Here is a 22,591-nt window from a genome sequence, read left to right on the forward strand (position 1 = left end):
CCCGCTCCACATTTTCATTTAGCACAATCATGACCACCGATTCGACGGAGCCAATAATCAGACTGGAAAGGGCAGATATTTATCAGGGTGAGAGGCCTGTTTTGAACGACGTTCATTTTGAAATCAACAAGGGCGAATTCGTTTACCTCATCGGCCGGACCGGTAGTGGTAAGAGCTCGCTTTTGAAAACACTATACGCCGATCTGTGGCTGCACACCGGTTCTGCCAAAGTAGCCGGTTACGAGCTTCATAACATTAAAAGGGCCGATATTCCGTTCCTGCGCCGCCGCATCGGCATCGTTTTCCAGGATTTCCAGTTGCTTTCCGACCGTTCCGTGGAGGATAACCTCGCATTCGTGCTGCGCGCGACGGGCTGGGAGGATAAAGGCAAAATTTCCAAACGCATTGCCGAAGTACTCATGCAGGTAGGCCTCGGAACAGCCCAGAAAAGAATGCCGCACCAGCTATCGGGCGGCGAGCAGCAGCGCGTGGTAATCGCCCGGGCGATGCTCAACGAGCCGCAAATCCTCATCGCCGATGAGCCAACGGGTAACCTCGATCCCGAAGTAGGCGACCAGATCATGGCTGTGTTCCGGACAATCAACAATGCCGGCACGGCGATCCTGATGGCCACACACAACCACGACTTCCTCAAACGCTTCCCCGCCCGCGTAATCAAATGCGAGAACGGCGGCGTGACGATGAGCTAGCAAAAAGTTAGTGCATTAAAAAAGGGCATCTGATCGACTCAGATGCCCTTTTTGCATATTTACTTCCTTATTTCGCTTTCATGTCGATCACCGGAATGATCATCTCTTCGAGCGACACGCCGCCGTGCTGGAAAGTGTCGCGGTAGAGGTTCACATACTGGTTATAGTTATTCGGGTAGGCGAAGAAATAATCTTCTTTTGTGAACACGTACGATGTCGAAACGTGCGGTTTCGGCAGGAAAATACGCTCCGGCTTGCGGCAAACCATCAAGTGGTTATCGTCGAAGCCCAGGTTTTTGCCATGCTTGTAACGGAGGTTTGTATTCGTTTCGCGGTAGCCGATGATTTTCACCGGTTTTTGCACGCGGATCATGCCGTGGTCGGTGGTGAGGATCAGGCGGCCTTTCTTCTCCGCCACTTTACGGATGAAATCGAGCAAAGGCGAATGCTGGAACCACGAGCGGGTGATCGAACGGTAAGCAGCCTCGTCCGGGGCAAGTTCCTTGATCATCTGCACATCCGTGCGCGCATGGGAAAGCATATCCACAAAGTTGTAGACCACCACATTCAACTGGTTGGTAAGCAGGTTATTGAACGTGTCAACCAATGCTTTGCCCTGGTTGGTGTTCAATATCTTGTTGTATGAAAACTTGATATTCAAGTGGTTCATTTCCAGTTGCTTCTGCAAGAAATCCTGCTCGTGGTTGTTCAGGCCTTCTTCCCCTTCCGGCGTATTTTCATCGCTTACCCACCATTGCGGATGCTTGCGTTCCATTTCGCTCGGCATCAGGCCGGAGAAAATCGCATTCCGCGCATAACCGGTGGTGGTAGGCAAAATGGAATAGTAAGATGATTCTTCCTCGATATTGAAATACTCCTGCAAAATCGGCTGGATCATTTTCCACTGATCGTAACGGAAGTTGTCGATCAGCAGGAAGAAAACCGGGTCGCTCGATCCTTTCAAATGCGGAAACACCTTCTGTTTCATTAATTGATGCGACAGGATCGGCTTGTCGGAACGCGGGTCGTTGAGCCATTCTTCGTATTCGTCTTCGATGAATTTGCAGAAATTGGCATTGGCTTCACTTTTTTGCATGCTGAAAACCTCGGCCATTCCCTGGTCGTCGGAGCTTTCGAGTTCCAGCTCCCAGTAAATGAGTTTTTTATAAATATCCGCCCATTCCTCGTGACCAATGCGATCCTGATATTGCATGGCCAGGCTGCGGAATTCCTGCTGGTAGCTAAGCGTGGTTTTTTCGGTTACTAGACGTTTGTTGTCCAATATCTTTTTAACCGAAAGTAATATCTGGTTGGGGTTCAAGGGTTTGATGAGATAATCATCGATCTTGGAGCCGATGGCGTCCTCCATAATGTGCTCTTCCTCCGACTTCGTGATCATCACCACGGGCAGGTTCGGCTGCTGCTGTTTGATCTGCGCGAGGGTTTCGAGGCCGGTCATACCGGGCATCATTTCGTCGAGGAACACAATGTCAAACCGGTCATTCTCAATGCGATCCAACGCGTCGGCGCCGCTGTTCACGGGCGTCACGTTGTAACCTTTGTTGGTGAGAAACATGATGTGCGGTTTGAGAAGATCTATTTCGTCATCGGCCCAGAGGATGTTATATTGCATAAGGCTCTTTTTTCAAGTGGTAATTAGTTTAAAACAATAAAAGGCTAACGAGGCAGGAGAAGCGGGTCGTATACGTAAAACGGTTTTAACGTTTTTTAAGAAATATACGGCTAATCCTTATACGTTAACCTTCGTTGTAAAAAATGCATTCCACAAAGGCCTGTTACGGCAAAAATTTTCGCGTAACGCGATCGAGGTCGTCGGGCGTGTCCACACCGTGCGAATCGTCGGAAGTGACCACGGCCTTGATCGCGTAACCGTTTTCGAGCCAGCGAAGCTGTTCCAAAGCTTCCGCTTTTTCCAGTGCCGATACCGGCAGCTTCGTGATTTCGGCCAAAACGTCGGTCCGGTAGGCGTAAATGCCGATGTGTTTGTAAAAAACGTGTGATTTCAGAAACTCCTCCTGGCTTTGTGCGTTGCGCAGGTAAGGGATTGTTTGCCGGCTGAAATACATCACTTCATTTCGCTTATTCAAAACCGCCTTTGGCACATTCACATTGAAGAGAATTTCATCATTGTCGATGACTTTCACCAATGTGGCGAGCTCGGTTTCGCCATTTAGTACAGAGGCTAGATGATCGATCGGCTCGGGGCTGATGAATGGTTCGTCGCCCTGGATGTTGATCACGTAGTCGTAAGTGCCCTCTGTTTGCGAAAGCGCTTCGAAGCAGCGGTCGGTGCCGCTCTGGTGGTCCTGCGAAGTCATCACGGCCTGGCCGCCGAACTCGCGGACGTGGTACAATATTCTTTCATCGTCCGTCGCTACGATAACCTGATCCAGTTGAGTAGCTTTGGACGCCTGTTCGTACACCCGCTGGATCATGCTTTTGCCGCCGATGTCCACCAAAGCCTTGGCAGGGAAGCGTGTAGAAGCGTAGCGGGCCGGTATTATTCCTAGAATGCGCACGAGGTCGTTGTCAGTTAAATTGGAATTCAAAATAAAGGTAAAAAATTGCAAAATCTGTTTTCATTCCGGTTTTCGGAAAACATCTGGCGCGTAATGCCCCACGCTGATCCAGGCAGTTCGCTGTGGGTCATCGAGTTACGCAATGCGGACCTCAAAGAGGTGTCGTTTGCGGTGATCGATCCGGAGCGGCTTGCATTGCCGTGGCAGCGGATCGTGGAAGGTACCGATTGGTGGACTTCGCTCACAGCTTTTTCCGGTAACCACATTTATTTGCACAATTACCGCTACCCGGAGGTGCCCGAACCGACCGACTTGCTGGCCGTGAATGTGGACACAGGATTTCTGTCGTGGATTTTACCCAATTATCTGCTCGTAAAAACGGTCAGCAGCGACTTGCTCGAAGTGGCTGCCAAGCAGGGCGACGGGTTCAGACACATGCTTTGCAATGCCGCAACGGGGTGAACTCCTGCCATTGACGGGGGAAGGTTCGGAACTATCTTCGGAAGTAATTTTAAAGGAGCCCGTTCGTTACATCGAAGGGAATATGTATTTCCAGCGGCTCGCGCAATTTATTAGCGACGCAACCGGCGGACACATCCCGGTAGCCATTGATTATTTGGAGAAAAGACCCTATATAATCTTTTCTTATTATATTTACGAGCAAGATAAAACAGTGCAATACCTCCTCATAGTAACCGATCAGAAACAAAAGGTTTTACACGAGAAACTATCGGAAGAGCGGGAAGGAACAGGCCGCTCGACGATGATGCTGAAAGCGTCCACACTGGTTTATCTTAAAAATAGCAACGAGTTTTCGAGTTTAACGCTTTCATAATAAATGAAATACATTTTTTGCCTGGCACTTTTGGCAGGATTGATGACAGGTTTGACGAGTGCCCGGGCCAAGGGATTGAATGCTGTCGACTCCGTGGGGGTTGAAAAGGTAGGAGGAAAGATTTTTGTTCTACATAAGGTAAACCAGGGCCAGACGATGTTCGCCGTCGTACGCCAGTACGGCACGACCATTCACGCATTGCGCGAAGCCAATCCCGGCATGAGCGACAATATCCAGTCCGGACAAACGATCCGCGTGCCTTACACCCCGAAGGTTTCCAAAAAGGATTCCAAAAAAGAGGAAAAGAAAGAACTTGTAAAGGCTGAGGTGAAGGAAACGAAGCCTGTGGCCGAAACGCCTGCACCGGTAGTGACCAGCACAGCCGCGCCATCCGGCCCGCCCGCACCACTGCCTTCCAATGGAGTTCACAAAGTGGAGCCTGGACAGACACTATACCGCGTAGCAGTAAAATACGGCGTGCTAATGGCCGATCTGCGCAAATGGAACAACCTCACAGACGATAACTTGAAAGACGGACAGGAGCTGATCGTTAGCGAAAAAGGTTCAGAAAAAGCGGCTGCACCGACGGTGACGCCTCCGGCGCCCAAAGTGGCTACTACGGTTGTAAAAGATTCGGTGAAAGCCAAAACAGTCGTTCCCGAAAAAGTAGTTAAGCCGGTTGAAGAAGTAGCGCCTCCGAAAGTGGTGAAAAGCAAGAAGAAGTCGGAATCGGGCTTGGCGGAAGTGATTGAAACAGATGAAAGTACGAGCAAATTCCTTGGCTTGCACCGTACTGCGCCGGTAGGCTCGCTGGTGGAGGTTTTGAATGAATATAATCAGGAGAAAATCATCGTCCGCATCATCGGCCGCATTCCCGACACCAGTGTGAACGACGACATTGTGATCAAACTTTCGTCGCGCGCATTTGAAAAAGTTTCCCCCAACAGCAAACGATTCAGGGCCGTAGTGAGTTATCTCGAGTAACCACGGAGAAAATATTATGAAACACGCACCGGAATTTCGTTCCAAAAGAGAAGAGGAACGTGCAGCACTAAAAAACACAACAGGATACAAGGTTTGGAGCGTAATGTTCACACTCTTGTACCCGTTTATAGCGATTTTTACATTCCTTTTTTCAGGGGTTGTAATGGTTTTCTCAGGTATTTCACGTGTGTTGGCTTACCTGTTCGGAGGTAGCCATGCCCGACGCTAGCCAAACCGCCTACCCGCCGGAATACGTCGCCGAGCTGCTCGAAAGCAAAGTGGCGCAATACAACCAGCCGAAATTCATTCCTTCCGACCCCATCAGCATCCCGCACCGGTTTTCGGTCAAGCAGGATATTGAAATCATGGGTTTCTGGGCCGCGATTCTCGCTTGGGGCCAGCGCAAAACCATCATCAATAAATGCCTGGAACTGGCTGCATTAATGGACCATGCGCCCTACGACTTCGTGCGCAACCACCACGAAAGCGACCTGAAACCATTCCTGCATTTCAAGCACCGCACCTTCAACGCCACCGACACGCTCTACTTCCTGCATTTCTTTCAGGAATACTACAAAGTGCACGATTCGCTCGAATTCGCATTCAGCAGCCATATGACGCCCGGTGATATCACCGTCGAAAAAGGCCTCACCGGCTTCCACGACCTGTTTTCCAACTCCGAAAACTTCCCCGCTCGCACGCGCAAGCACATCGCCACGCCCGCGCGCAAATCCTCGTGCAAACGCCTGAACATGTTCCTCCGCTGGATGGTGCGTAAAGACCACCACGGCGTCGACTTCGGCATCTGGAACACCATCCGCCCTGCGCAGCTCGTATGCCCCTGCGACGTCCACGTCGACCGCGTAGCCCGCGTGCTGGGCCTTATCAAACGGCCCGTTACCGACTGGCAAACCGCCACGGAGCTCACCGCATCCCTCCGCCTGCTCGATCCCAACGATCCCGTGAAGTATGATTTTGCACTGTTTGGGTTGGGGATTGAGGGGTTTGCGAGTTGAAACTAAGTTTAGCTGGTTAGAGGTAAGCCAAATTCCGACAAATAACCCGAACTGTACACTCCTTCATCGTACGCGTTAATTTCCAATCCGACTGCCAGTTTTGTATTCGTTACAAAATCAATCGGGGTAAAACCTCCATCATTTAAACAGTATTTGTATGAAAAATTGGTACAAAATGGCAGGCATTCTGTTTATGGGAACTTATGCATTTTCGCAGGTGCAGGCACAGGGCACTCACTTCGGTCAAGGAGCTGGAACGATGGGAGTAGGGCATTCTTTCTTTGGGACCAACGCGGGCAAACTAAACACTGCGCAAGAAAACACATTCATTGGTCACGAGGCGGGGAAAGAAAACGTTGCCGGGAGCCAGAATGTTTTAGTGGGCTTCAACGCTGGGAAGATAGCTAGCTCCTCGATGAACACTATGATAGGAACACGTGCGGGGGAGAATTCGACGGGGCAAGCAAATACATTTGTAGGATATACGGCTGGGCAGAACACGAAAGGACATTCCAATACGTTTGTGGGATTCGGAACAGGCGACGGAAATATATTTGGAAACTTTAACACTTACATGGGGCTTTACTCGGGCCACCAGGGCGATGACAACACGATTGTCGGTTATAATTCCGGGCCTGATAATACAGGAAATGAAAATAGTTTTTTTGGGAAGGGAGCGGGGTTTAAAAATGTCCTGGGAGCTTACAATACTTTTTTGGGGAGTGCTGCCGGACATGCAGTCACAGCTGGTGAAAGAAACACTTTTGTAGGTCGCCGAGCCGGTTACCTGACCACCACAGGCCAAAATAATGCGTTTTTTGGCTATCAAGCGGGGAATGATAACACGAGCGGTCAGTTCAACACCTATTTGGGATATGCAGCGGGCGGAAACGCAACCATTTCGAATTCGGCAGCAATTGGAGCGAACGCAAAGGTGACAGCCAGTAACAGCATGGTATTGGGTGATAACGCAAATGTAGGCATTGGTATTTCTGCTCCGAGCTATCGGTTACACCTGAACCTGAACTCTGCTGGCAAACCAGGCTCTTCACTTTGGGCAGTAGCCTCCGACAGCCGCCTCAAACAAAACATCACCGAATTCACCGACGGACTGGCCCTCCTTAAACAAATCAAACCAGTCTGGTTCCAATACAATGGCAAAGCAGGTATCGAAACGGGGGAGCAGAAGTTTGTTGGGATCATCGCGCAGGAAATGCAAAAGATCGCGCCTTACACGGTGGGCAGCTTTACTTACCAGGATTCACTGGGGAATAAATCGGAGTATCTGGACTATGATGCGAATGCGGTGACTTATATTCTGATCAACTCCGTGAAGGAACAGCAGGAGGTAATCGAACAAAAGGATGCGGAGTTAAAGGACGTGAATGCCCAGATGGCGGCATTGTCCCGGCGCCTCGAACAGTTGGAGCGCATTGTGGCATCTAACACCGTGAAGCCTTTGACCGGCAATGCGGCACGGCAGGAACCGAATGCCAATGGCGTTATCCTGGAACAAAATGTGCCCAACGGATTTTCGGGCAGTTCCGCGATCAACTTTTTCATCCCAGAGTCGGTGAAGGATGCAAAAATCGATGTATATTCAGTGAACGGAGTGAAGGTAAATTCTTATCGTGTGAAGGAGCGGGGAGAGGGAAAATTGACACTTTCTGCCAGGGAATTTCAGGATGGCGTTTTCTTGTACGATCTGGTAACAGATGGTAAGAGCAATGGCGTGAAGAAGATGGTTGTGCAAAAATAGGCTGCTACCGATCGTCTTAAATGCAAAGCGGGCTCCCTTAGGAAGCCCGCTTTTATAGTTGGTATTGACAAATGCTTTACAATACGGCATTCTCAAACTGAATCGATTCAATCGAAAACAGCGGTTTGCTGCCAGCTAATGCATTTTTAAATATAAAATACACTTTATGCAACTTACCGTCCGCAGGAGCTTTCACAGGAATGCTGATTGTTTCGGACTTATCGACCTTGCCTTCGCCGATTTTCGCACCGGCCGCCCCGTCGAGGCGCACTTCCAGCGTTCCACCGGCCGATTGCCCGGCTTTACTGCCCACGGAAACTGCCAGTTTCGTGATTTGGGTGAGGTCGATGTCGTCGAAGGCGATGAAGCCGCCATCTTTCATACCAATCACCATTTCGTTGCCATTATCGCCTTTGTATTTGAAGGTGTTTCTGGTGGTATCCGCCATATTTGCCATTAATGTGGATGGACGGAGCGCAACGGTTTTCGAGCCGGTTAATGGACCCATTGTGCCGTTGCCCCTGTCGGTGTAGCTGGCCGTGAAGATGTACGAACCGTCTTTCTTTTTAGCCTGCGTCACGTATGAGCTTTTCAACGGCTTTTTGTCAACGGCTTTTGTATTGTTGAGGTCGAGGATGTACTTCACCATTTCTTCGATCTCTTCCGGCTTGTGCTGCGGGTGACCCGGCATTGCCTGCTCGCCCCAAACGCCGCTTCCGCCTTTCAGGATTTTGTCTGTGAGCGTTTTCAGTGAATTGCGCTCGCTGGCGTATTTCTTCGCTACTTCGCGATAAGCCGGTCCGATGGACTTTTTGTCGACCGAATGGCATGCCTTGCAATCGCTCAGCTCGATCATCCGCTTGCCGGTTTCGAAGCCTGTATTGGCCTGATGGCCTTGCGCGAGCTGCGTTTTGTCAAATCCTTCAAGGTAATTGATCGTCAAAGTCACTTCGTCTTCCGGAATTTTCTTGTTCGCCAGGCTACCGTCTTCCTTGTCCGACACGGATACTTCGTAGTTTACAGGCATGTCGTTCCAGTAGAATGTCTTGTTGCCTTTGATCGCTACATCCACTTTCGGGATCGCGTTACCGACGCGTACGATCACTTCAGAGGTGTTGGAATTACCGGCATTATCGGTCACTTTGAGAGTGGCGGTGTATTCGCCTGGCTTAGCGTACGTGTAGCTTGGGTTAGCAACCGTACTTTTTGGCAGGCCTTTTCCAAACGACCATTCGTATTTAATCGGGTCGCCGTCGTGATCCATGGAGCCTTTGGAAGAGAAATTGACTTTCAATGGGGTAGCGCCTGTCGTGTTGGTTGCGCTTGCGATTGCCACCGGAACGCGGTTTCCTGCGTTGAATGTAATATGCGAAAGGCTCGCTTCGTCGTTTTGGGCAAACCAGTTGGGGCCGTATTCCAATGTATATAATGAGCCGTCTTTGGCAAACTGCATGTCGATCGGATGGCTGAACTTCGTGCCCGGCATGAAGCGCTCGATGCTTTGCAGGTCGCCTTGCTCGTTCATGGTCACGATGTTGATGTAATCACGAATCCAGTCGTAAGCGAAGAACTTGCCATTGTAATACGAAGGAAACTTCACCTTGCTGTCCTGAAAGTCAGCGGAATAGTAAACCGGGCCGGCCATTGCATTCCGTCCGCCTTTACCTACGATCGGGCCGAACTCGGGAGAATCGGCATAAGGATAATAGATGAATGCGGGCTGCGCAGGCGGCAATTCTTGCAAACCGGTGTTGTGCGGCGAATTGTTGATCGGCTTCAATGGATCAAACGGCTTGCCGGAAGTGCTGTCGGCGAAGTTGAAATCAATGTACGGACGGTTGTTACCAATGAACAAAGGGTAACCGAAATAACCCGCTTTCCGGGCCTGGTTTACCTCGTCATACCCTCTCGGACCACGTTTCGGATCGTCGTTGGACGCATCCGGGCCCACATCACCCCAATACAAATAGCCCGTGTGCTGGTCCACCGAAATGCGGTAAGGGTTGCGGGTACCCATCACGTAGATTTCAGGACGCGTCTTTTCCGTTCCGGGAGGGAAGAGGTTGCCCTCTGGAATATCGTATAGGTTAGTACCGCCCGGCATGTTCGCACGACGGTCGCCGTAACGCGGTTTAATGCGCAATACTTTGCCTCTCAATGAATTAGTGTTCGATGAAGTATGCTGTCCATCCCAGCCTTCACGTCCCGGACGCTCGTCGATCGGCCCATAACCGTTTGATTGGAACGGGTTCACGTCGTCACCGGTGGATAAGTAGAGATTACCTTTCGCATCCCAGGCAATTGATCCGCCGGTATGGCAGCAATCCGTGCGCTTCACGGGCACGGTGAGCATGAGCTCTTCGGTGCTGAGCAGCAATGTATCCTTTACATCATCGTATTTGAAGCGCGACAAATGCTGAGCAGTGTCGGCCGCGGTCGATGGGGGAGAATAATACATATATACCAGCTTGTTGGTCTTGAAGTTGGGGTCGATGTTCAGCCCCATCAGGCCATATTCCTGCTTGGTATAAACGGGTACTTCGGCCACCAGTTTCACCTTTCCGGTTTTGGGATTGTAAAGCTTTACTTTTCCCTTGCGCTCAGTCAGAAGTACACGCTGATCATCCAGAACTACCAGTTCAGTAGGCTCATCCAGTTTGGTAACCAGTACTTTTTTGGTAAAACGGTTCTCTTCCGGCCGTGATTTGGCATAATCCAGCTTGGAAGCCATCGCCCAGTTCAATCCACCGGTCAGGTGTTTTACAAAAACAGGGTTGATGAAAGTCGCATCTTCGTGCCCGAAGTTGGTGTAGAATGCACGACCACCGTCAAATTCGTGGTACCACGACATTGGGTGGTTATCGCCCATTTTGCCGTCCCTGTAAGTCTTTTCATCGATCTTCACGAGGACATTTACTTTTTCATTGAAGTTTTTGAAGTCGTAAAATTCATCCTTGATCTTCCATTTTTTTGGAAAACCATCCATCGAAGGATGCTGGTCGTTCACAACAAATGCCTCGCCTTCCTGCACATTCGGGTTGCCAGGATGGCTCAGGAATTGCGCGCCGGCGAGTTTGTTATACCACGGCCATTCGTATTCGGTGTCGGTTGCGGCGTGGATGCCCACGTAGCCGCCGCCCGCCTGGATGTATCGCTCAAATGCATCCTGCTGCTTGTCGTTCAGCACATTGCCGGTGGTGTTCAGGAATACAACCGCAGCGTATTTTTGCAGATTTTTATTCGTAAAAACAGCCGAGTTCTCGGTAGTATCCACCGAAAAACCGGTCTCTTTCCCCAGCTTTAAAATGGCAGTTTTCCCTGCCGGGATAGACGAATGCCGGAACCCGGCTGTTTTCGAGAATACCAGCACGCGCTTCTCCGGCGTCACCGTCTGGGCAGTTGCCGCCAGACTGCAACAGGCCAGGGCAGCCACACCGGCAATCCTGAAATGCTTTAATACTTTTTGAAAAGGGGATTCACTCATTATGATGATTGGTTAACATGGAAAAACCTATCTTCCATAAGGAAGACAGGTTTTCAATATACTTGTAGGATCGACAATTAAAGACCCAGAACCTTGCGGTTAAATGCCTCATCTGCACCGGTTCCCGCGAAGTCATCGAATGCTTTCGTGGTCACTTCGATGATGTGGCTTTCGATGAACGGTGCACCTTCCGCCGCACCTTGTACGGGCGACTTAATGCAGCATTCCCATTCCAGAACCGCCCAGCTGTCGTAATCGTACTGAGAAAGTTTGGAGAAAATGCTACCGAAATCCACCTGGCCGTCGCCCAGCGAACGGAAACGTCCGGCGCGATCGGCCCAGCCTGCGAAGCCGCTGTACACGCCCTGCTTGCCGCTTGGGTTAAATTCCGCGTCTTTCACGTGGAATGCCTTGATGCGGTCGTGATAGAGGTCGATGAATTGGAGGTAATCCAATTGTTGCAACACGAAATGGCTCGGGTCGTAGTTGATATTCGCGCGGGTGTGGCCGTCGAGGTAGTCTACAAACATTTCGAAAGTAGTACCGTCGAACAGATCCTCGCCCGGGTGCAGCTCATACGCCACGTCTACACCGTTTTCGTCATACACGTCCAGAATCGGCTTCCAGCGGGCAGCCAGTTCTTTGAAAGCCGTTTCCACCAAACCCGCAGGGCGCTGAGGCCACGGATAAAGGAAAGGCCACGCCAATGCACCGGAGAAGGTAGCAGAAGCTTTCAGGCCCAGTCTGCGGCTTGCCTGCGCCACGAGTTTCAAATGCTGCGTAGCCCATTCCGCACGCGCTTTCGGGTTGTTACGAACCTCGGGAACGGCAAAATTATCATACATTTCATCATAAACCGGGTGCGAAGCCACCAGCTGACCGATAATGTGCGAAGCCAATTCTGTGATTTGCAAACCTTTGTCTGCCAATTTACCTTTCAGCTCATCCGCATAGGTCTGCGACTCAGCCGCCTGCTTCACGTCAATCACACGCGGGTCCCAGGTAGGAAGTTGGAGGCCTTTATAGCCCAATCCTGCCATGTAGTCGGCGATGGTATCCAATGAGTTGAACGGAGCTTCATCGCCAAGGAATTGGGCGAGGAAGATACCGGGTCCTTTTATTGTTTTCATAAGTTAATGATTGAATGACTGAATGATTGAATGATGAATAGAGAAAATGATTGAATGATGAGTTGATTGTGTTAACGCACGGTTTTTCGAGCTTTGGATAGAATTTTGATGAGTTCTTCCGCTTCGGTCATCAGCGCGCTTAGTTTCCCAGACGGGAGGATACCCGCTTCTGACATTATTTCCATCCAAAAGAGCGATTCATCTGCCTCTTCGACTGTGATGCTGATCTTGGAAAAGAACTCATTCTGACTCCTAGCACGACACACTGCTCTATAATTGGCTCCAACAGACGATGCAGATCGCAGAAATTGCTTTCCTATAACCCGAGCTTCCTCGGTTGGTGGTAATGCCTTAAAAACTTTGATACTCCTTAATACAAACTGCTTAGTGCGAATCTGCAACTGAGAAACGAAGTCGTTTTTATCATCAGCCATAATTATAGTGTGTTAACAAAAAGGCATAGACGCCCTATTCAATCATTCACTCATTCAATCATTCAAAATTAAATTGTTACCCAAGCCTCAGCTCTATTGCTTTCAAGTATCTTCTCGCAAATCAGCAACTCACGATACCCATCCGCGAACGTCGGGAATGTTGGATTTTCAGGTTGCTTGCCTTCTGCGATGGCGGCGTATACTTCTTTGAACATTTGTTTCGAAGTGTCCGGGAAGCCTTCGTTGTGGCCGCCTGGGAAGGTGATGGTCGAGCGGACGTCTTCGTTTACCAGCGAGGGGTCGCGGAGAAGGATTTCGTTCGCTTTGTCGCGGTTGCCGATCCAGAGTTCGTTTGGAGACTCGGAGCACCAGCTGAATGTCTTTTTAGATCCGGAGATTTCCAGTGACATGCGGTTTTTACGGCCAGCCGAAACCTGAGAAACGGTGATTACCCCCTTGTTCCCATTGTCGAAACGCAGCAAAACGTTCGCGTGGTCTTCGGTATTGATGGGTACATCGGCGTAGTCTTCCGGTTGCAGCAATTTGCCCGAGTAAGTCTCAACGGCTTTCAAAGGCTTTTTGCGGGTTTTGTGGACGGTGTTGAAATCCGCGAAAACGGCAACGGTTTTCAGGCCGGTGATGTATTCCAGGATGTCCATCAGGTGGGAACCGATGTCCGCGATCGCGCGCGAGTCGCCGGATTTGTCCGGTTCGAGGCGCCAGTTATAATCGGTGTTGTAGAACAGCCAGTCTTGCAGGTAAGAGCCGATGAACGAATAAATCTCGCCTAGTTCGCCTTTTTCGCGCATCGATTTCATCTGGCGCGCCAGCGGGTAGTAACGCAGGTTGAAGTGAACCGCATTCACAAGGCCGGTTTTGGCAGCCAGTTCCACGAGTTCTTCCGCTTCTGCGAGGTCTTTGGCCAATGGTTTTTCACAAATCACGTGTTTGCCGGCGAGCAATGCCGCTTTCGACTGTGAGTAGTGCAGGAAGTTAGGCGTACAAATGTGGATCGCCTGAATGTCATCCTGTTTCAACAGTTCATCGAACGTGTAGGAACGTGCAATGCCAAGCGCGTCAGCTTTTTCCTTGGCCAGTTCTGCGGTCACTTCGCAAAGTGCGGCAACTTCTACATTAGGAAGACGTCTCAGTGCTTCAATGTGTGCGGGGCCAATGAAGCCTGTTCCGACAACGCCAACTTTGATTTTGTTCATAAATGGGTATGGAATGATTGGTGAAAAACAGTCCGCTCTCGCGGGTTAAATTGGGATGTACAGTAATTAAAATTGAGTATTCAGGATGAAAAATCCGTCCATTTCGTCTCCGTCTTGTTCGAGGCAATGACGGCGTCGATGAACTTCATACCCCGCAAACCATCCTGTGCCGACGGGAAATCGTACACCGGATCGGCCTTTTTGCCTTCCCAGTAAGCCCTCACATGGATGGCGAAGTTGCGGTAGAGATTGGCGAAGGCTTCGAAGTAGCCCTCGGGGTGGCCGGCGGGGATGCGGGTATGCACCTGCGCGGCTTTGGACAGGTTGCCCACGCCCGTGCGGATCATGCGGGTGCCCTGGTTGGTTTTGTGGATCAGCGTGTTAGGCTCCATTTGCTTCCATTGCAGGCCGCCGGTTTCACCATACACGCGGATATTGAGGTCATTTTCCTCGCCGTTGGCGATCTGGCTGTTTTGCAGGATACCCTTGGCGCCGTTATTGAAGCGAAGCAAAATATGTGCGTCATCATCCAGCAAACGGCCTTCCACAAATATCGTAAGGTCGGCGCAAATCTGGGTTATTTTGAGCCCGGTGATGTATTCGGCCAGATTTTCGGCGTGCGTGCCGATGTCGCCCAGGCCTCCCGCAGCCCCCGATCGCTTAGGGTCGGTACGCCATGCGGCCTGTTTATTGCCGGTTACTTCCACGAGTGTGGCGAGCCAGCCTTGCGGATATTCCACAATTACCTTTCTTACTTCTCCAATGGCACCTGAGGCGATCATCTGGCGGGCCTCCTTTACCATAGGGTATCCGGTGTAGTTATGGGTAAGACAGAAGATAAGGCCTGTTTTTTCGACCAGGGCCACGATTTCCTCGGCTTCTTCGGTATTGAGTGTAATAGGCTTATCACAAACGACGTGGAAGCCGTTTTCAAGCGCGAGCTTCGTAGGCGCGGCATGTACGTGGTTTGGAGTGACAATGGCAACAAAATCCATGCGTTCGCCTTCGGGGAGCTGCTTTTCTCGGAGGATCATCTCCTCAAAGTCGTTATAAACCCTGTTTTCAGGCAGATATAAGGCTTTTCCAGTTTCCTTAGACTTGGCAGGATCGGAGCTGAAAACTCCGCAAACCAGCTCAATTTCTCCATCCATGATCGCTGCACGGCGATGGACCCCACCAATAAATGCATCGAGGGAGCCGCCTACCATGCCCATTCTGATCTTTCTTGACATTCCAGTTGGTTTAAGGTTTTTGAAATAGATTATACAGATAAGAAAGAGCAGCGTAAAGGACTCTTACTTCCTACAAATATAAATTTAAGACATAAAAAACATTGCTTAGGAATAGTGAAAAGCAGTAGAATTCCCGGGAGTTTGTTTTTTTTGTGAAATCTTTGAAATAAAAAGAGTATCCCGAAATCAATCATCTTATTCAAATAATCAAACCCATTTTGTCACATGACCCAATCAGTTAACAGCGGAAGGCTCTTCAATGCAAGTTGTTTTGCGCTCATAACCACTGCATTCTCATTTAGTATCCGTGCAGGGATTCTGCCCCAGCTGGGCGCCGAGTTTAACCTCTCCGCCGAGCAACTGGGCTTTATCAACTCGATGTGGTTCTTCGGGTTTCCCCTCGCGATGATCATCGGCGGGCTCGTTTACCACACCATCGGCCCGAAAACGATTATGCAGGTTGCGTTCGTTTGTCACGCGGTTGGTATCATCATGACCATCTATTCCGGCGGTTACGCCGGCCTTTTGATCTCCACATTCCTCATCGGGGTAGGTAACGGCTGTACAGAGGCGGCTTGTAACCCGATGATCGCCGATTCTTACTCGGGCCTGCAAATGAGCAAAATGCTCAACCGTTTCCACATGTGGTTCCCCGGCGGTATCGTGGTTGGTTCATTGATCTCGAAATTCATGACCGACGCCAACCTCGGCTGGCAGGCACAGATTTGGGTGATACTTATCCCGACGTTTATTTACGCGTTCCTTTTCTGGGGACAAGCATTCCCTAAACCGCACGTGGACGGTGTAACTTCAATCGGTGAAAACGTGAAAGCCATGTTCACACCGCTGTTCCTTTTCATCTTCGTTTGTATGGCATTCACGGCGATCAGCGAGTTCGGGCCGCAGCAATGGACAGGCCTCATCATGAGCAAAAGCGGTGCAAGCCCCATGCTGATCCTCGCCCTGGTAACCGGTTTGATGGCCATCGCGCGTTTCTTCGCTCACCCGATCGTGGCGGCTATCGGCCAAACGGGCATCCTTTGGGGCTCGTCGATCCTCGCAGCCATTGGAATTTACCTGTTCAGCACCGTTACCGGTCCTGCGGCTTATGCGGCAGCGGTGATCTTCGCGATGGGCGTTGCGCTGTTCTGGCCGACAATGATCGGTTTCGTAGCGCAAAACGTGCCATTGAGCGGTGCATTGGGTATGTCTATCGTAGGTGGTATCGGCATGTTCTCGACGGCCATCTGGCAGCCGGTAATCGGTAAATGGCTCGATGATGCAAAAGCTGAGAAAGCAGCAGCAGGTCTGACAGGTGACGAAATGGAGCTGGCCGCGGGGCAAGCTACGCTGAGCACCATGGTGATGTTCCCTGCATTGCTGATCGTCGCATTCGCGATCCTGTATTTCTGGATGAAAGGTCGTAAAACGGTAGCTACTTCTTCGGCAGCGGTTCACTGATTTCCGTAACATATCAATGCAAAAAGGACGCCTCATCAGCGTCCTTTTTGCATTATCACGTTTTCTAACGGCTATTTCAACTTAACGATCGTCACGCCCGCACCGCCGCGGTCGGCGTGCTCGTCGTACATGCCCGCTACCTGCTTGTACCCGCGCAGGTGGTTGCGCACGAGGGTGCGCAGGATGCCGTCGCCCTTGCCGTGTACAATCCGCAGCTCGTCGTACCCGAGCATAATGGCATTGTCCATAAACTGGTCTACAAGGCCTAATGCCTCCTCGCCGCGTTTGCCGCGCATGTCGAGATTAAAGCTGAAATTGAGCATGCGCTCATTCATATCTACGCCCCTGTAAGCGGCCTTAATGCCCTTATCGCCCGTAGCCGCGCGGTAGGTTTTGCGGGATACTTTTTCGAGGCGGTTCAGCTTCACATTTGATTTCAGGTCGCCAATGCGGATTTCCGCGTCCTTGCCCTTCACCGATAATACTTCGCCAATGGCCGTTTGTCCGCTTATACGCACATAACTGCCCGGAGTAATATCGCCGCCTTCCGGTTCGTATTCTTCCTCGGCGGGTTGGCTTTCGGTCACTTCGGCGAGTTTCAGGTTGTTTTTGCCAAAATTTTCAAGCGTGGTCCGCACCGTTTTGGTCTTTTCCTTCTCGGCTTTGTTTTCCTTGATCTCCCGAATGGTATTCTCGATCAGCTGATTCGCATCCGAAAGCAGGTTTTTGGCCTTCTGCTTCGCTTCATTGACGATCTTTTTCTCGTTGTTTTCGAGTTTCTCTTTCAATGCGGTGTAGTCGGCGACCTGCTTGGTCAGCTTGCGTTCCTTAATGCCTATTTCAATGTTCTTCTCCGCAAACACGCGCCGTTCGATGTCGAGCTCTTTCAGGAGTTTTTCAAAATTCACCTGCTGCGTGCCCAGCTTTTCCTTCGCGCGTGCCACCACAGCCTTCGGTAACCCGATTTTGGAAGCGATTTCAAATGCGAATGAGCTGCCCGGCCGACCGATTTCGAGCTGGTACAGCGGTTCCAGATGCTCGCCATCGAAGCGCATCGCCCCATTCACCAGCCCTTCCGTTTTGTCCGCAAGCACTTTCAGATTGGTATAATGCGTGTTAATCATCCCGAATGCGCCCGATTTGGTCAGGTTTTCCAGGATGGCTTCCGCAATGGCGCCGCCCAGCCCTGGTTCAGTTCCCGTTCCGAATTCATCGATCAGGAACAGCGTCCGCTTGTTGGCCATGGAAAGGAAATGGCGCATGTTGGTCAAGTGCGAGCTGTACGTACTCAGGTCATTTTCCAGCGACTGCTCGTCACCGATATCGATGAAGATATTCTGGAAAAAGCCCATTGAAGAACCTTCCAGCATCGGCACCAGCAGCCCGCATTGAAACATATATTGGATTAATCCCACCGTTTTCAAAGCCACGGACTTTCCACCCGCATTCGGCCCGGAAACGATGAGAATGCGCTGCTTTTCCTGCAATTCAATGTTCAGCGGAATGACCTTTTTACCCTGCTTTTGAAACGACAAATGTAGCAAAGGATGCCGCGCCTCGCGCCAGTCGATAAATTGGCGATTTTCAAACGGCGGGTTAATCGCGCCCATCTCACCGGCCAGCCTTGCTTTCGCGCGCAGGAAATCCATTAGGCCCAGGAAACCGTAAGCCTTTTGCAAATCGGGCACGAATGGACGGATATAGGCCGTCAATTCGTGCAAAATGCGGTTCATCTCGCGGCGTTCCTCGTATTCGAGTTCGCGGATTTCATTGTTGGACTCAAAAACATCCGTCGGTTCGATGAAAACGGTTTGCCCGGTGGCTGATTCGTCGTGGATAAATCCGCGCAGCTTCCGCTTGTGCTCAGCGGCGACGGGAATTACCATGCGGCCATTCCGGACGGTGAGCGACACATCGTCGCCGATCCAGCCATTGCTTCTGGCGGATTTGAGGATGGTATCCAGTTTCTTACGAATGCCGGCCTGCTCGGAAATCAGTCGTTTGCGAATGCGCGAAAGCTCGGACGACGCCGAGTCGCGGATCTGCCCGCGGTCGTCGATAATGCGGTCGATGGCGTCGGTAACGGCCTTTTCGACCCTGATTGTTTTGGCATACTCACCCAGGATAGGGAATGCATCGGCCTCCTGGCTTTCAAAAAAGCGCAGGCAAAGCCGGATCGTAAGCAGCGACACTTTTAAATCCGAAAACTCGGGCTGCGTGAGCAGCATTCCTTCAATGGATGCCCGTTTCAGATAAGGCGTCGCGTCGATGTAATTCTGGGATGGGAAATTCTCGCCCAGTTCCAGGATGCGCTGCATTTCGGCGGTCTGGCTCACCAGTTTTTCCACCATGCCGAAATTCTCGGAAAACCGGATTTTTTCAACAAAACCCTGACCCAAAGAGCTGATACAAAGCTCCTTCAATCGTTCCCTCAGCTTGTCGAATCCCAGTTTTTGTTCTAATGTATTGGGGTAAAGCATTGTTTAATGGCTATCGGCCATCGGCTTTCGGCCGTCGGCCTGGTAATTAAATGGTGGTTGACTGCTGGCTTCCGCTTTTTCAGTAATCAGCCATCGAATGTTTTAATTAGAGTAAATTTTGAACCTAAACCGCCCAATAGGGGACAGTATACAGCTTAAAGCGCACAGCTTATAGCCGACAGCCGACCGCCGAAGTTGTTCCTAAAACACATTCCGTATCTCCTCTTTCAAAACCTTCAAAGCGTGCGTCGAGGGCTGCATTTCCTTTTCGATCACGTGCGCGAAGATCTTTTTCGCCAGATCCGAAGCGGGGGCTTCGCCGCTCACATCAGCGGCGGCCTGGTTCACGACTGCCACGGTTTCGTTCATCGCATTCACGATCTGTTCCCACGCATGGGTGCTGATGTAGAGCTGCTGCGCGACATTATGGTTGTATTCCTCGCGGATTTCATGCAGAATGATCGTTTGCAGTTCCAGCGCGCTCATGGCCGAAGGGGCCAGCCTGAGTAACAGGTTATTGGGGGTAATCCGTTCCAGGAAAAGGCACATGCGCTCGTACGCCTGCAAGCGCAGGGGCAGCGTGATTTCGATATTTTTGCTGCGCATATCCCAGCGCTGCTTTTCCAATATCTTGTTGGCGACGGTCGTGATGGTGAGGTAAATGCCGAAAGTGACGATGGCGACAAGTATGATAATGGCCAGTACTGAGATATATTCCATGGTGTGAAACGCAATTTTATGCTAAAACGAGGCACAAAATTAAACGATTAGCCGCATTTGGCGGATATTTATTTCAAAACGCGAATGGAACGGCGCGAGTTTGCGTTTACAGTGGTACCGCAACCAAGCATAATGAGCAGGATGAATAACCCGATTCAATTGACAGAAGCAGCCAGACTTGAAATCAGATCGACATTGGAAGCCAACAAAATTCCCGATACCTACGGACTCCGCGTGGGACTGAGAGGGGGTGCGTGCAGCGGGTCATTTCTGCTCGGCTTCGACACCGCCACAGAGCACGACCAAACCTACCTCATCGAAGGAATCAAAGTGTTTATAGACAAGCGCCACCTCATGTATGTGATCGGCGTGTCGGTTGATTTTGAAGAAGGCGTGAACGGCAGCGGTTATACGGTTTCCGCCGCTGAAAAAGTCAAATAAGTGTTTTGATTAATCTTCAACGGTTACATGCTTCCAGTTCTCGCCTGAGCGGATGCGGTTCAGCTGCGTATGCGTGATCCCAAACTGCTTCGCAATCATTTTCAAACGGTTGTTGTCATTTTTCAAAAGCTTCTTGATGATCCGCACTTTGCTCTCGGTCAGCTTGTAGTTTTTGGTACGACGCGGGATTACGCGGTTGATAAATGCCGGGTTTTCGCGGTTATGATCGATCATCTGGGCTTTTGTCACCCATTTCAGGTTCTCGTAAAAGTTATTTTGCTTATCAAAATCCAGGTGGATCACGAAATTATGGTCGGCGTCGGGCTTTTCAACGAAATGCTCGGCAACCAGCTTGTGCACGTAACGGTTAATGGTTTTTCCGCCTGCCACGCGGATGTTCAATGACCTGTAACCTTGAATGACAGACCCCTTAATCACCACACCTTCCTTCGGATTATTCTGGAAGCTCTTCAATCTGCCATAGTTGGATACTTCGTAATGAGGAGCGTTCTCGATCTCGTTGAATAAAATTTTCGCCCACTTTTCGTTCCAGAAGCTCCGGCTTACATTTGATTCATTCATTTTGCTACAATCTATTATAGGTTCTTTGGTCGTACAATTGGTCAGCTCCCGCAGGTTTCGGTAAGAACGCGGGAACGATCTTTTGGTGTTATCAAAAGTGTGTTATTATAAAAATTGATTGGCATGAAACGTACACTCATCATAGGAGCAACTTCCAACCCATCCAGATACGCTTACCTGGCCGCACAGAAACTCAGGCACTACGGTCATCCCGTATTACTCATCGGACGCAGGAAAGGTTTTGCATTAGGAGAAGAAATCAACACAGACAAAACTGACTGGAAAGACGTAGATACGGTTACTTTGTATATCAATCCGAGCCACCAACCTGAATACTACGATTACATCGTTTCTCTCAATCCTAAACGCGTTATCTTCAACCCTGGTACAGAGAATCCTGAATTTAAGGATATTTTAATAGATAAAAATATCATACCAATTGAAGGGTGCACGCTCGTGATGTTGTCTACCGGGCAATTCTAGCCCGGCATGCTACCACCTGATCAGCGCGGATGCCCATGTGAAGCCGCTTCCGAATGCTGCAAGGCATACCAGGTCGCCCTCTTTCACCTTGCCGGCCTCCCAGGCTTCGGACAATGCAATGGGGATGGAGGCGGCGGTGGTATTGCCGAAGCGCTGTAAGTTGTTGATAACCTGGGATTCGTCGAGGCCAAGCTGCTGGCGGACGTAATCGCTGATCCGGATATTGGCCTGGTGCGGCACGAGCAGGTCAATGTCGCCGGCCGAGTAGCCGTTCGCTTGCAGCGCTTCCTGGATCACTTCACCGAACCGCACGATGGCATGTTTGAAAACCGCATTGCCATTCATGTACACATTGTGCCCGCCGGATTCGATCACCTCCTGGCTCACAGGCCGGCCGGCGCGGCTGCTGCCCGGATCTTTTACATAAAGTTCTTCTGCAAAACGCCCGTCGGCATGTAGGTGTGTAGATAATATACAATGTTGGGGATCGTCCGTTGCGGAAACTACCGCAGCACCCGCCCCATCCCCAAAAATAACCGCTGTATTGCGACCAGCCGTGCTCTTATCGATCCATGACGACTGGATTTCCGAACCCACCACGAGGGCTGTCTTGTACATGCCGGATTTGATGAACTGGTCGGCGATGGATAATGCGTACACAAAGCCCGAGCATTGCTCGCGGATATCGATCACCGGCTTGCCGTCCATGCCCAGCTCACGCTGCATGAGGAACGCCGAGCCCGGGAAGAAATAATCGGGGGTGATGGTAGCGTACACGATCACATCAATGTCGCCGGGCGTAAGTCCCGCCCTGTCCAATGCCTGCCGCGACGCCGCGGCGGCCATGCTGTAATTCGTATCTTTTCCGAATTCGAAATACCGGCGCTCCCGGATGCCTGTCCGCTCGCGGATCCATTCGTCGGAGGTGTCCATCCACTGGGTAAGGTCGTCGTTGCTGATAATGTTGTCGGGAACGTAAAAGCCCAGACCGGTAATGCGGGAAAATGCCATGCTATCGAATCGTCCGGCACTGCCGGAGGTAGCAGGCAGTAACGAACTGTTTTAAATCTAAAATGATGTTTATAA

General features: G+C 50.6%; 20 protein-coding genes. 9 read left to right on the forward strand and 11 right to left on the reverse strand.

Going from position 1 to position 22,591, the window contains the following annotated elements; genetic code table 11:
* The first annotated feature begins 29 nt into the window (after window positions 1–29).
* Window positions 30–710 carry a cell division ATP-binding protein FtsE gene (locus DFER_RS25135; protein ID WP_015814487.1) on the forward strand — a complete coding sequence of 227 codons (681 nt, stop codon included), beginning with the start codon at window positions 30–32 and terminating at the stop codon, window positions 708–710.
* A gap of 67 nt (window positions 711–777) precedes the next feature.
* Here DFER_RS25135 and porX read toward each other — a convergent pair whose 3' ends face one another.
* Together porX and kdsB are read right to left on the reverse strand one after the other, a co-directional pair.
* On the reverse strand, window positions 778–2,343 hold the full coding sequence (porX, locus tag DFER_RS25140) for a T9SS response regulator signal transducer PorX (protein WP_015814488.1): 1,566 nt from the start codon (window positions 2,341–2,343) through the stop codon (window positions 778–780).
* 163 nt (window positions 2,344–2,506) lie between these two features.
* On the reverse strand, window positions 2,507–3,250 hold the full coding sequence (kdsB, locus tag DFER_RS25145) for a 3-deoxy-manno-octulosonate cytidylyltransferase (protein ID WP_015814489.1): 744 nt from the start codon (window positions 3,248–3,250) through the stop codon (window positions 2,507–2,509).
* 45 nt (window positions 3,251–3,295) lie between these two features.
* Here kdsB and DFER_RS25150 point away from each other — a divergent pair, with 45 nt between their 5' ends.
* The 5 genes from DFER_RS25150 to DFER_RS25170 all read left to right on the forward strand — a co-directional run bounded on the left by DFER_RS25150 (window position 3,296) and on the right by DFER_RS25170 (window position 7,844).
* Window positions 3,296–3,712, forward strand: a complete 417-nt coding sequence (locus DFER_RS25150) for a DUF4905 domain-containing protein (RefSeq protein ID WP_041735485.1) — start codon at window positions 3,296–3,298, stop codon at window positions 3,710–3,712.
* Window positions 3,696–4,085 (forward strand): hypothetical protein, encoded by a 390-nt coding sequence (locus tag DFER_RS25155; RefSeq protein WP_015814491.1) that lies wholly within the window; start codon window positions 3,696–3,698, stop codon window positions 4,083–4,085. Before DFER_RS25150 ends, DFER_RS25155 begins: the two co-directional genes overlap by 17 nt.
* Window positions 4,086–4,088: 3 nt before the next feature.
* Complete coding sequence (locus DFER_RS25160; RefSeq protein ID WP_015814492.1) at window positions 4,089–5,069, forward strand: LysM peptidoglycan-binding domain-containing protein; 981 nt, start codon at window positions 4,089–4,091, stop codon at window positions 5,067–5,069.
* A gap of 215 nt (window positions 5,070–5,284) precedes the next feature.
* Window positions 5,285–6,085: a TIGR02757 family protein gene (locus tag DFER_RS25165; protein WP_015814493.1), complete on the forward strand. Its 801-nt coding sequence runs from the start codon at window positions 5,285–5,287 to the stop codon at window positions 6,083–6,085.
* Between the two features lie 157 nt (window positions 6,086–6,242).
* Window positions 6,243–7,844: a tail fiber domain-containing protein gene (locus DFER_RS25170; protein WP_015814494.1), complete on the forward strand. Its 1,602-nt coding sequence runs from the start codon at window positions 6,243–6,245 to the stop codon at window positions 7,842–7,844.
* Between the two features lie 76 nt (window positions 7,845–7,920).
* On the opposite strand, the gene DFER_RS25175 is transcribed toward DFER_RS25170, so the two are convergent.
* The 5 genes from DFER_RS25175 to DFER_RS25195 all read right to left on the reverse strand — a co-directional run bounded on the left by DFER_RS25175 (window position 7,921) and on the right by DFER_RS25195 (window position 15,320).
* The gene (locus DFER_RS25175; RefSeq protein ID WP_015814495.1) at window positions 7,921–11,328 is read right to left on the reverse strand and encodes a ThuA domain-containing protein; all 3,408 of its coding nucleotides are present in this window, start codon (window positions 11,326–11,328) and stop codon (window positions 7,921–7,923) included.
* Window positions 11,329–11,405: 77 nt separating this feature from the next.
* The gene (locus DFER_RS25180; protein WP_015814496.1) at window positions 11,406–12,458 is read right to left on the reverse strand and encodes a sugar phosphate isomerase/epimerase family protein; all 1,053 of its coding nucleotides are present in this window, start codon (window positions 12,456–12,458) and stop codon (window positions 11,406–11,408) included.
* Window positions 12,459–12,529: 71 nt separating this feature from the next.
* Window positions 12,530–12,892, reverse strand: coding sequence for a four helix bundle protein (locus DFER_RS25185; RefSeq protein WP_015814497.1), 363 nt, complete (start codon window positions 12,890–12,892; stop codon window positions 12,530–12,532).
* Window positions 12,893–12,960: 68 nt separating this feature from the next.
* Window positions 12,961–14,106, reverse strand: coding sequence for a Gfo/Idh/MocA family protein (locus DFER_RS25190; protein ID WP_015814498.1), 1,146 nt, complete (start codon window positions 14,104–14,106; stop codon window positions 12,961–12,963).
* 80 nt (window positions 14,107–14,186) lie between these two features.
* Entirely contained in the window at window positions 14,187–15,320 is a 1,134-nt protein-coding gene (locus tag DFER_RS25195; protein WP_015814499.1) for a Gfo/Idh/MocA family protein, read from the reverse strand.
* Between the two features lie 243 nt (window positions 15,321–15,563).
* Here DFER_RS25195 and DFER_RS25200 point away from each other — a divergent pair, with 243 nt between their 5' ends.
* Window positions 15,564–16,799, forward strand: coding sequence for an MFS transporter (locus DFER_RS25200; protein WP_015814500.1), 1,236 nt, complete (start codon window positions 15,564–15,566; stop codon window positions 16,797–16,799).
* 71 nt (window positions 16,800–16,870) lie between these two features.
* Here DFER_RS25200 and DFER_RS25205 read toward each other — a convergent pair whose 3' ends face one another.
* Both DFER_RS25205 and DFER_RS25210 read right to left on the reverse strand, forming a co-directional pair.
* Window positions 16,871–19,279, reverse strand: coding sequence for an endonuclease MutS2 (locus DFER_RS25205; RefSeq protein WP_015814501.1), 2,409 nt, complete (start codon window positions 19,277–19,279; stop codon window positions 16,871–16,873).
* A 201-nt stretch (window positions 19,280–19,480) separates the two neighbouring features.
* Window positions 19,481–19,999 (reverse strand): DUF7935 family protein, encoded by a 519-nt coding sequence (locus tag DFER_RS25210; RefSeq protein ID WP_015814502.1) that lies wholly within the window; start codon window positions 19,997–19,999, stop codon window positions 19,481–19,483.
* 132 nt (window positions 20,000–20,131) lie between these two features.
* Between DFER_RS25210 and DFER_RS25215 the strand changes: the two genes are divergently transcribed.
* Window positions 20,132–20,440, forward strand: a complete 309-nt coding sequence (locus tag DFER_RS25215) for a HesB/IscA family protein (RefSeq protein ID WP_310586747.1) — start codon at window positions 20,132–20,134, stop codon at window positions 20,438–20,440.
* 9 nt (window positions 20,441–20,449) lie between these two features.
* Here DFER_RS25215 and DFER_RS25220 read toward each other — a convergent pair whose 3' ends face one another.
* Entirely contained in the window at window positions 20,450–21,022 is a 573-nt protein-coding gene (locus tag DFER_RS25220) for an NUMOD4 domain-containing protein (RefSeq protein WP_015814504.1), read from the reverse strand.
* 123 nt (window positions 21,023–21,145) lie between these two features.
* On the opposite strand from DFER_RS25220, the gene DFER_RS25225 reads away from it, so the two are divergent.
* Window positions 21,146–21,505 carry a CoA-binding protein gene (locus tag DFER_RS25225; protein ID WP_015814505.1) on the forward strand — a complete coding sequence of 120 codons (360 nt, stop codon included), beginning with the start codon at window positions 21,146–21,148 and terminating at the stop codon, window positions 21,503–21,505.
* 9 nt (window positions 21,506–21,514) lie between these two features.
* Here the strand turns inward: DFER_RS25225 and DFER_RS25230 are convergent, their stop codons facing one another.
* Window positions 21,515–22,516: a 3-oxoacyl-ACP synthase III family protein gene (locus DFER_RS25230; protein ID WP_015814506.1), complete on the reverse strand. Its 1,002-nt coding sequence runs from the start codon at window positions 22,514–22,516 to the stop codon at window positions 21,515–21,517.
* Window positions 22,517–22,591: the final 75 nt, after the last annotated feature.

It is taken from the genome of Dyadobacter fermentans DSM 18053 (assembly GCF_000023125.1).
GTDB lineage: Bacteria > Bacteroidota > Bacteroidia > Cytophagales > Spirosomataceae > Dyadobacter > Dyadobacter fermentans.

What these genes read in the sequence shown, in the direction of transcription:
- DFER_RS25160 (WP_015814492.1), top strand. Translation starts at nt 4,089, where the DNA reads ATGAAATACATTTTTTGCCTGGCACTTTTGGCAGGATTGATGACAGGT.
- DFER_RS25205 (WP_015814501.1), bottom strand. Translation starts at nt 19,279, where the DNA reads ATGCTTTACCCCAATACATTAGAACAAAAACTGGGATTCGACAAGCTG.
- DFER_RS25185 (WP_015814497.1), bottom strand. Translation starts at nt 12,892, where the DNA reads ATGGCTGATGATAAAAACGACTTCGTTTCTCAGTTGCAGATTCGCACT.
- DFER_RS25225 (WP_015814505.1), top strand. Translation starts at nt 21,146, where the DNA reads ATGAAACGTACACTCATCATAGGAGCAACTTCCAACCCATCCAGATAC.
- DFER_RS25190 (WP_015814498.1), bottom strand. Translation starts at nt 14,106, where the DNA reads ATGAACAAAATCAAAGTTGGCGTTGTCGGAACAGGCTTCATTGGCCCC.
- DFER_RS25195 (WP_015814499.1), bottom strand. Translation starts at nt 15,320, where the DNA reads ATGGGCATGGTAGGCGGCTCCCTCGATGCATTTATTGGTGGGGTCCAT.
- DFER_RS25230 (WP_015814506.1), bottom strand. Translation starts at nt 22,516, where the DNA reads ATGGCATTTTCCCGCATTACCGGTCTGGGCTTTTACGTTCCCGACAAC.
- DFER_RS25165 (WP_015814493.1), top strand. Translation starts at nt 5,285, where the DNA reads ATGCCCGACGCTAGCCAAACCGCCTACCCGCCGGAATACGTCGCCGAG.
- DFER_RS25180 (WP_015814496.1), bottom strand. Translation starts at nt 12,458, where the DNA reads ATGAAAACAATAAAAGGACCCGGTATCTTCCTCGCCCAATTCCTTGGC.
- DFER_RS25135 (WP_015814487.1), top strand. Translation starts at nt 30, where the DNA reads ATGACCACCGATTCGACGGAGCCAATAATCAGACTGGAAAGGGCAGAT.
- porX (WP_015814488.1), bottom strand. Translation starts at nt 2,343, where the DNA reads ATGCAATATAACATCCTCTGGGCCGATGACGAAATAGATCTTCTCAAA.
- DFER_RS25215 (WP_310586747.1), top strand. Translation starts at nt 20,132, where the DNA reads ATGAGCAGGATGAATAACCCGATTCAATTGACAGAAGCAGCCAGACTT.
- DFER_RS25220 (WP_015814504.1), bottom strand. Translation starts at nt 21,022, where the DNA reads ATGAATGAATCAAATGTAAGCCGGAGCTTCTGGAACGAAAAGTGGGCG.
- DFER_RS25155 (WP_015814491.1), top strand. Translation starts at nt 3,696, where the DNA reads ATGCCGCAACGGGGTGAACTCCTGCCATTGACGGGGGAAGGTTCGGAA.
- DFER_RS25175 (WP_015814495.1), bottom strand. Translation starts at nt 11,328, where the DNA reads ATGAGTGAATCCCCTTTTCAAAAAGTATTAAAGCATTTCAGGATTGCC.
- DFER_RS25210 (WP_015814502.1), bottom strand. Translation starts at nt 19,999, where the DNA reads ATGGAATATATCTCAGTACTGGCCATTATCATACTTGTCGCCATCGTC.
- DFER_RS25170 (WP_015814494.1), top strand. Translation starts at nt 6,243, where the DNA reads ATGAAAAATTGGTACAAAATGGCAGGCATTCTGTTTATGGGAACTTAT.
- DFER_RS25200 (WP_015814500.1), top strand. Translation starts at nt 15,564, where the DNA reads ATGACCCAATCAGTTAACAGCGGAAGGCTCTTCAATGCAAGTTGTTTT.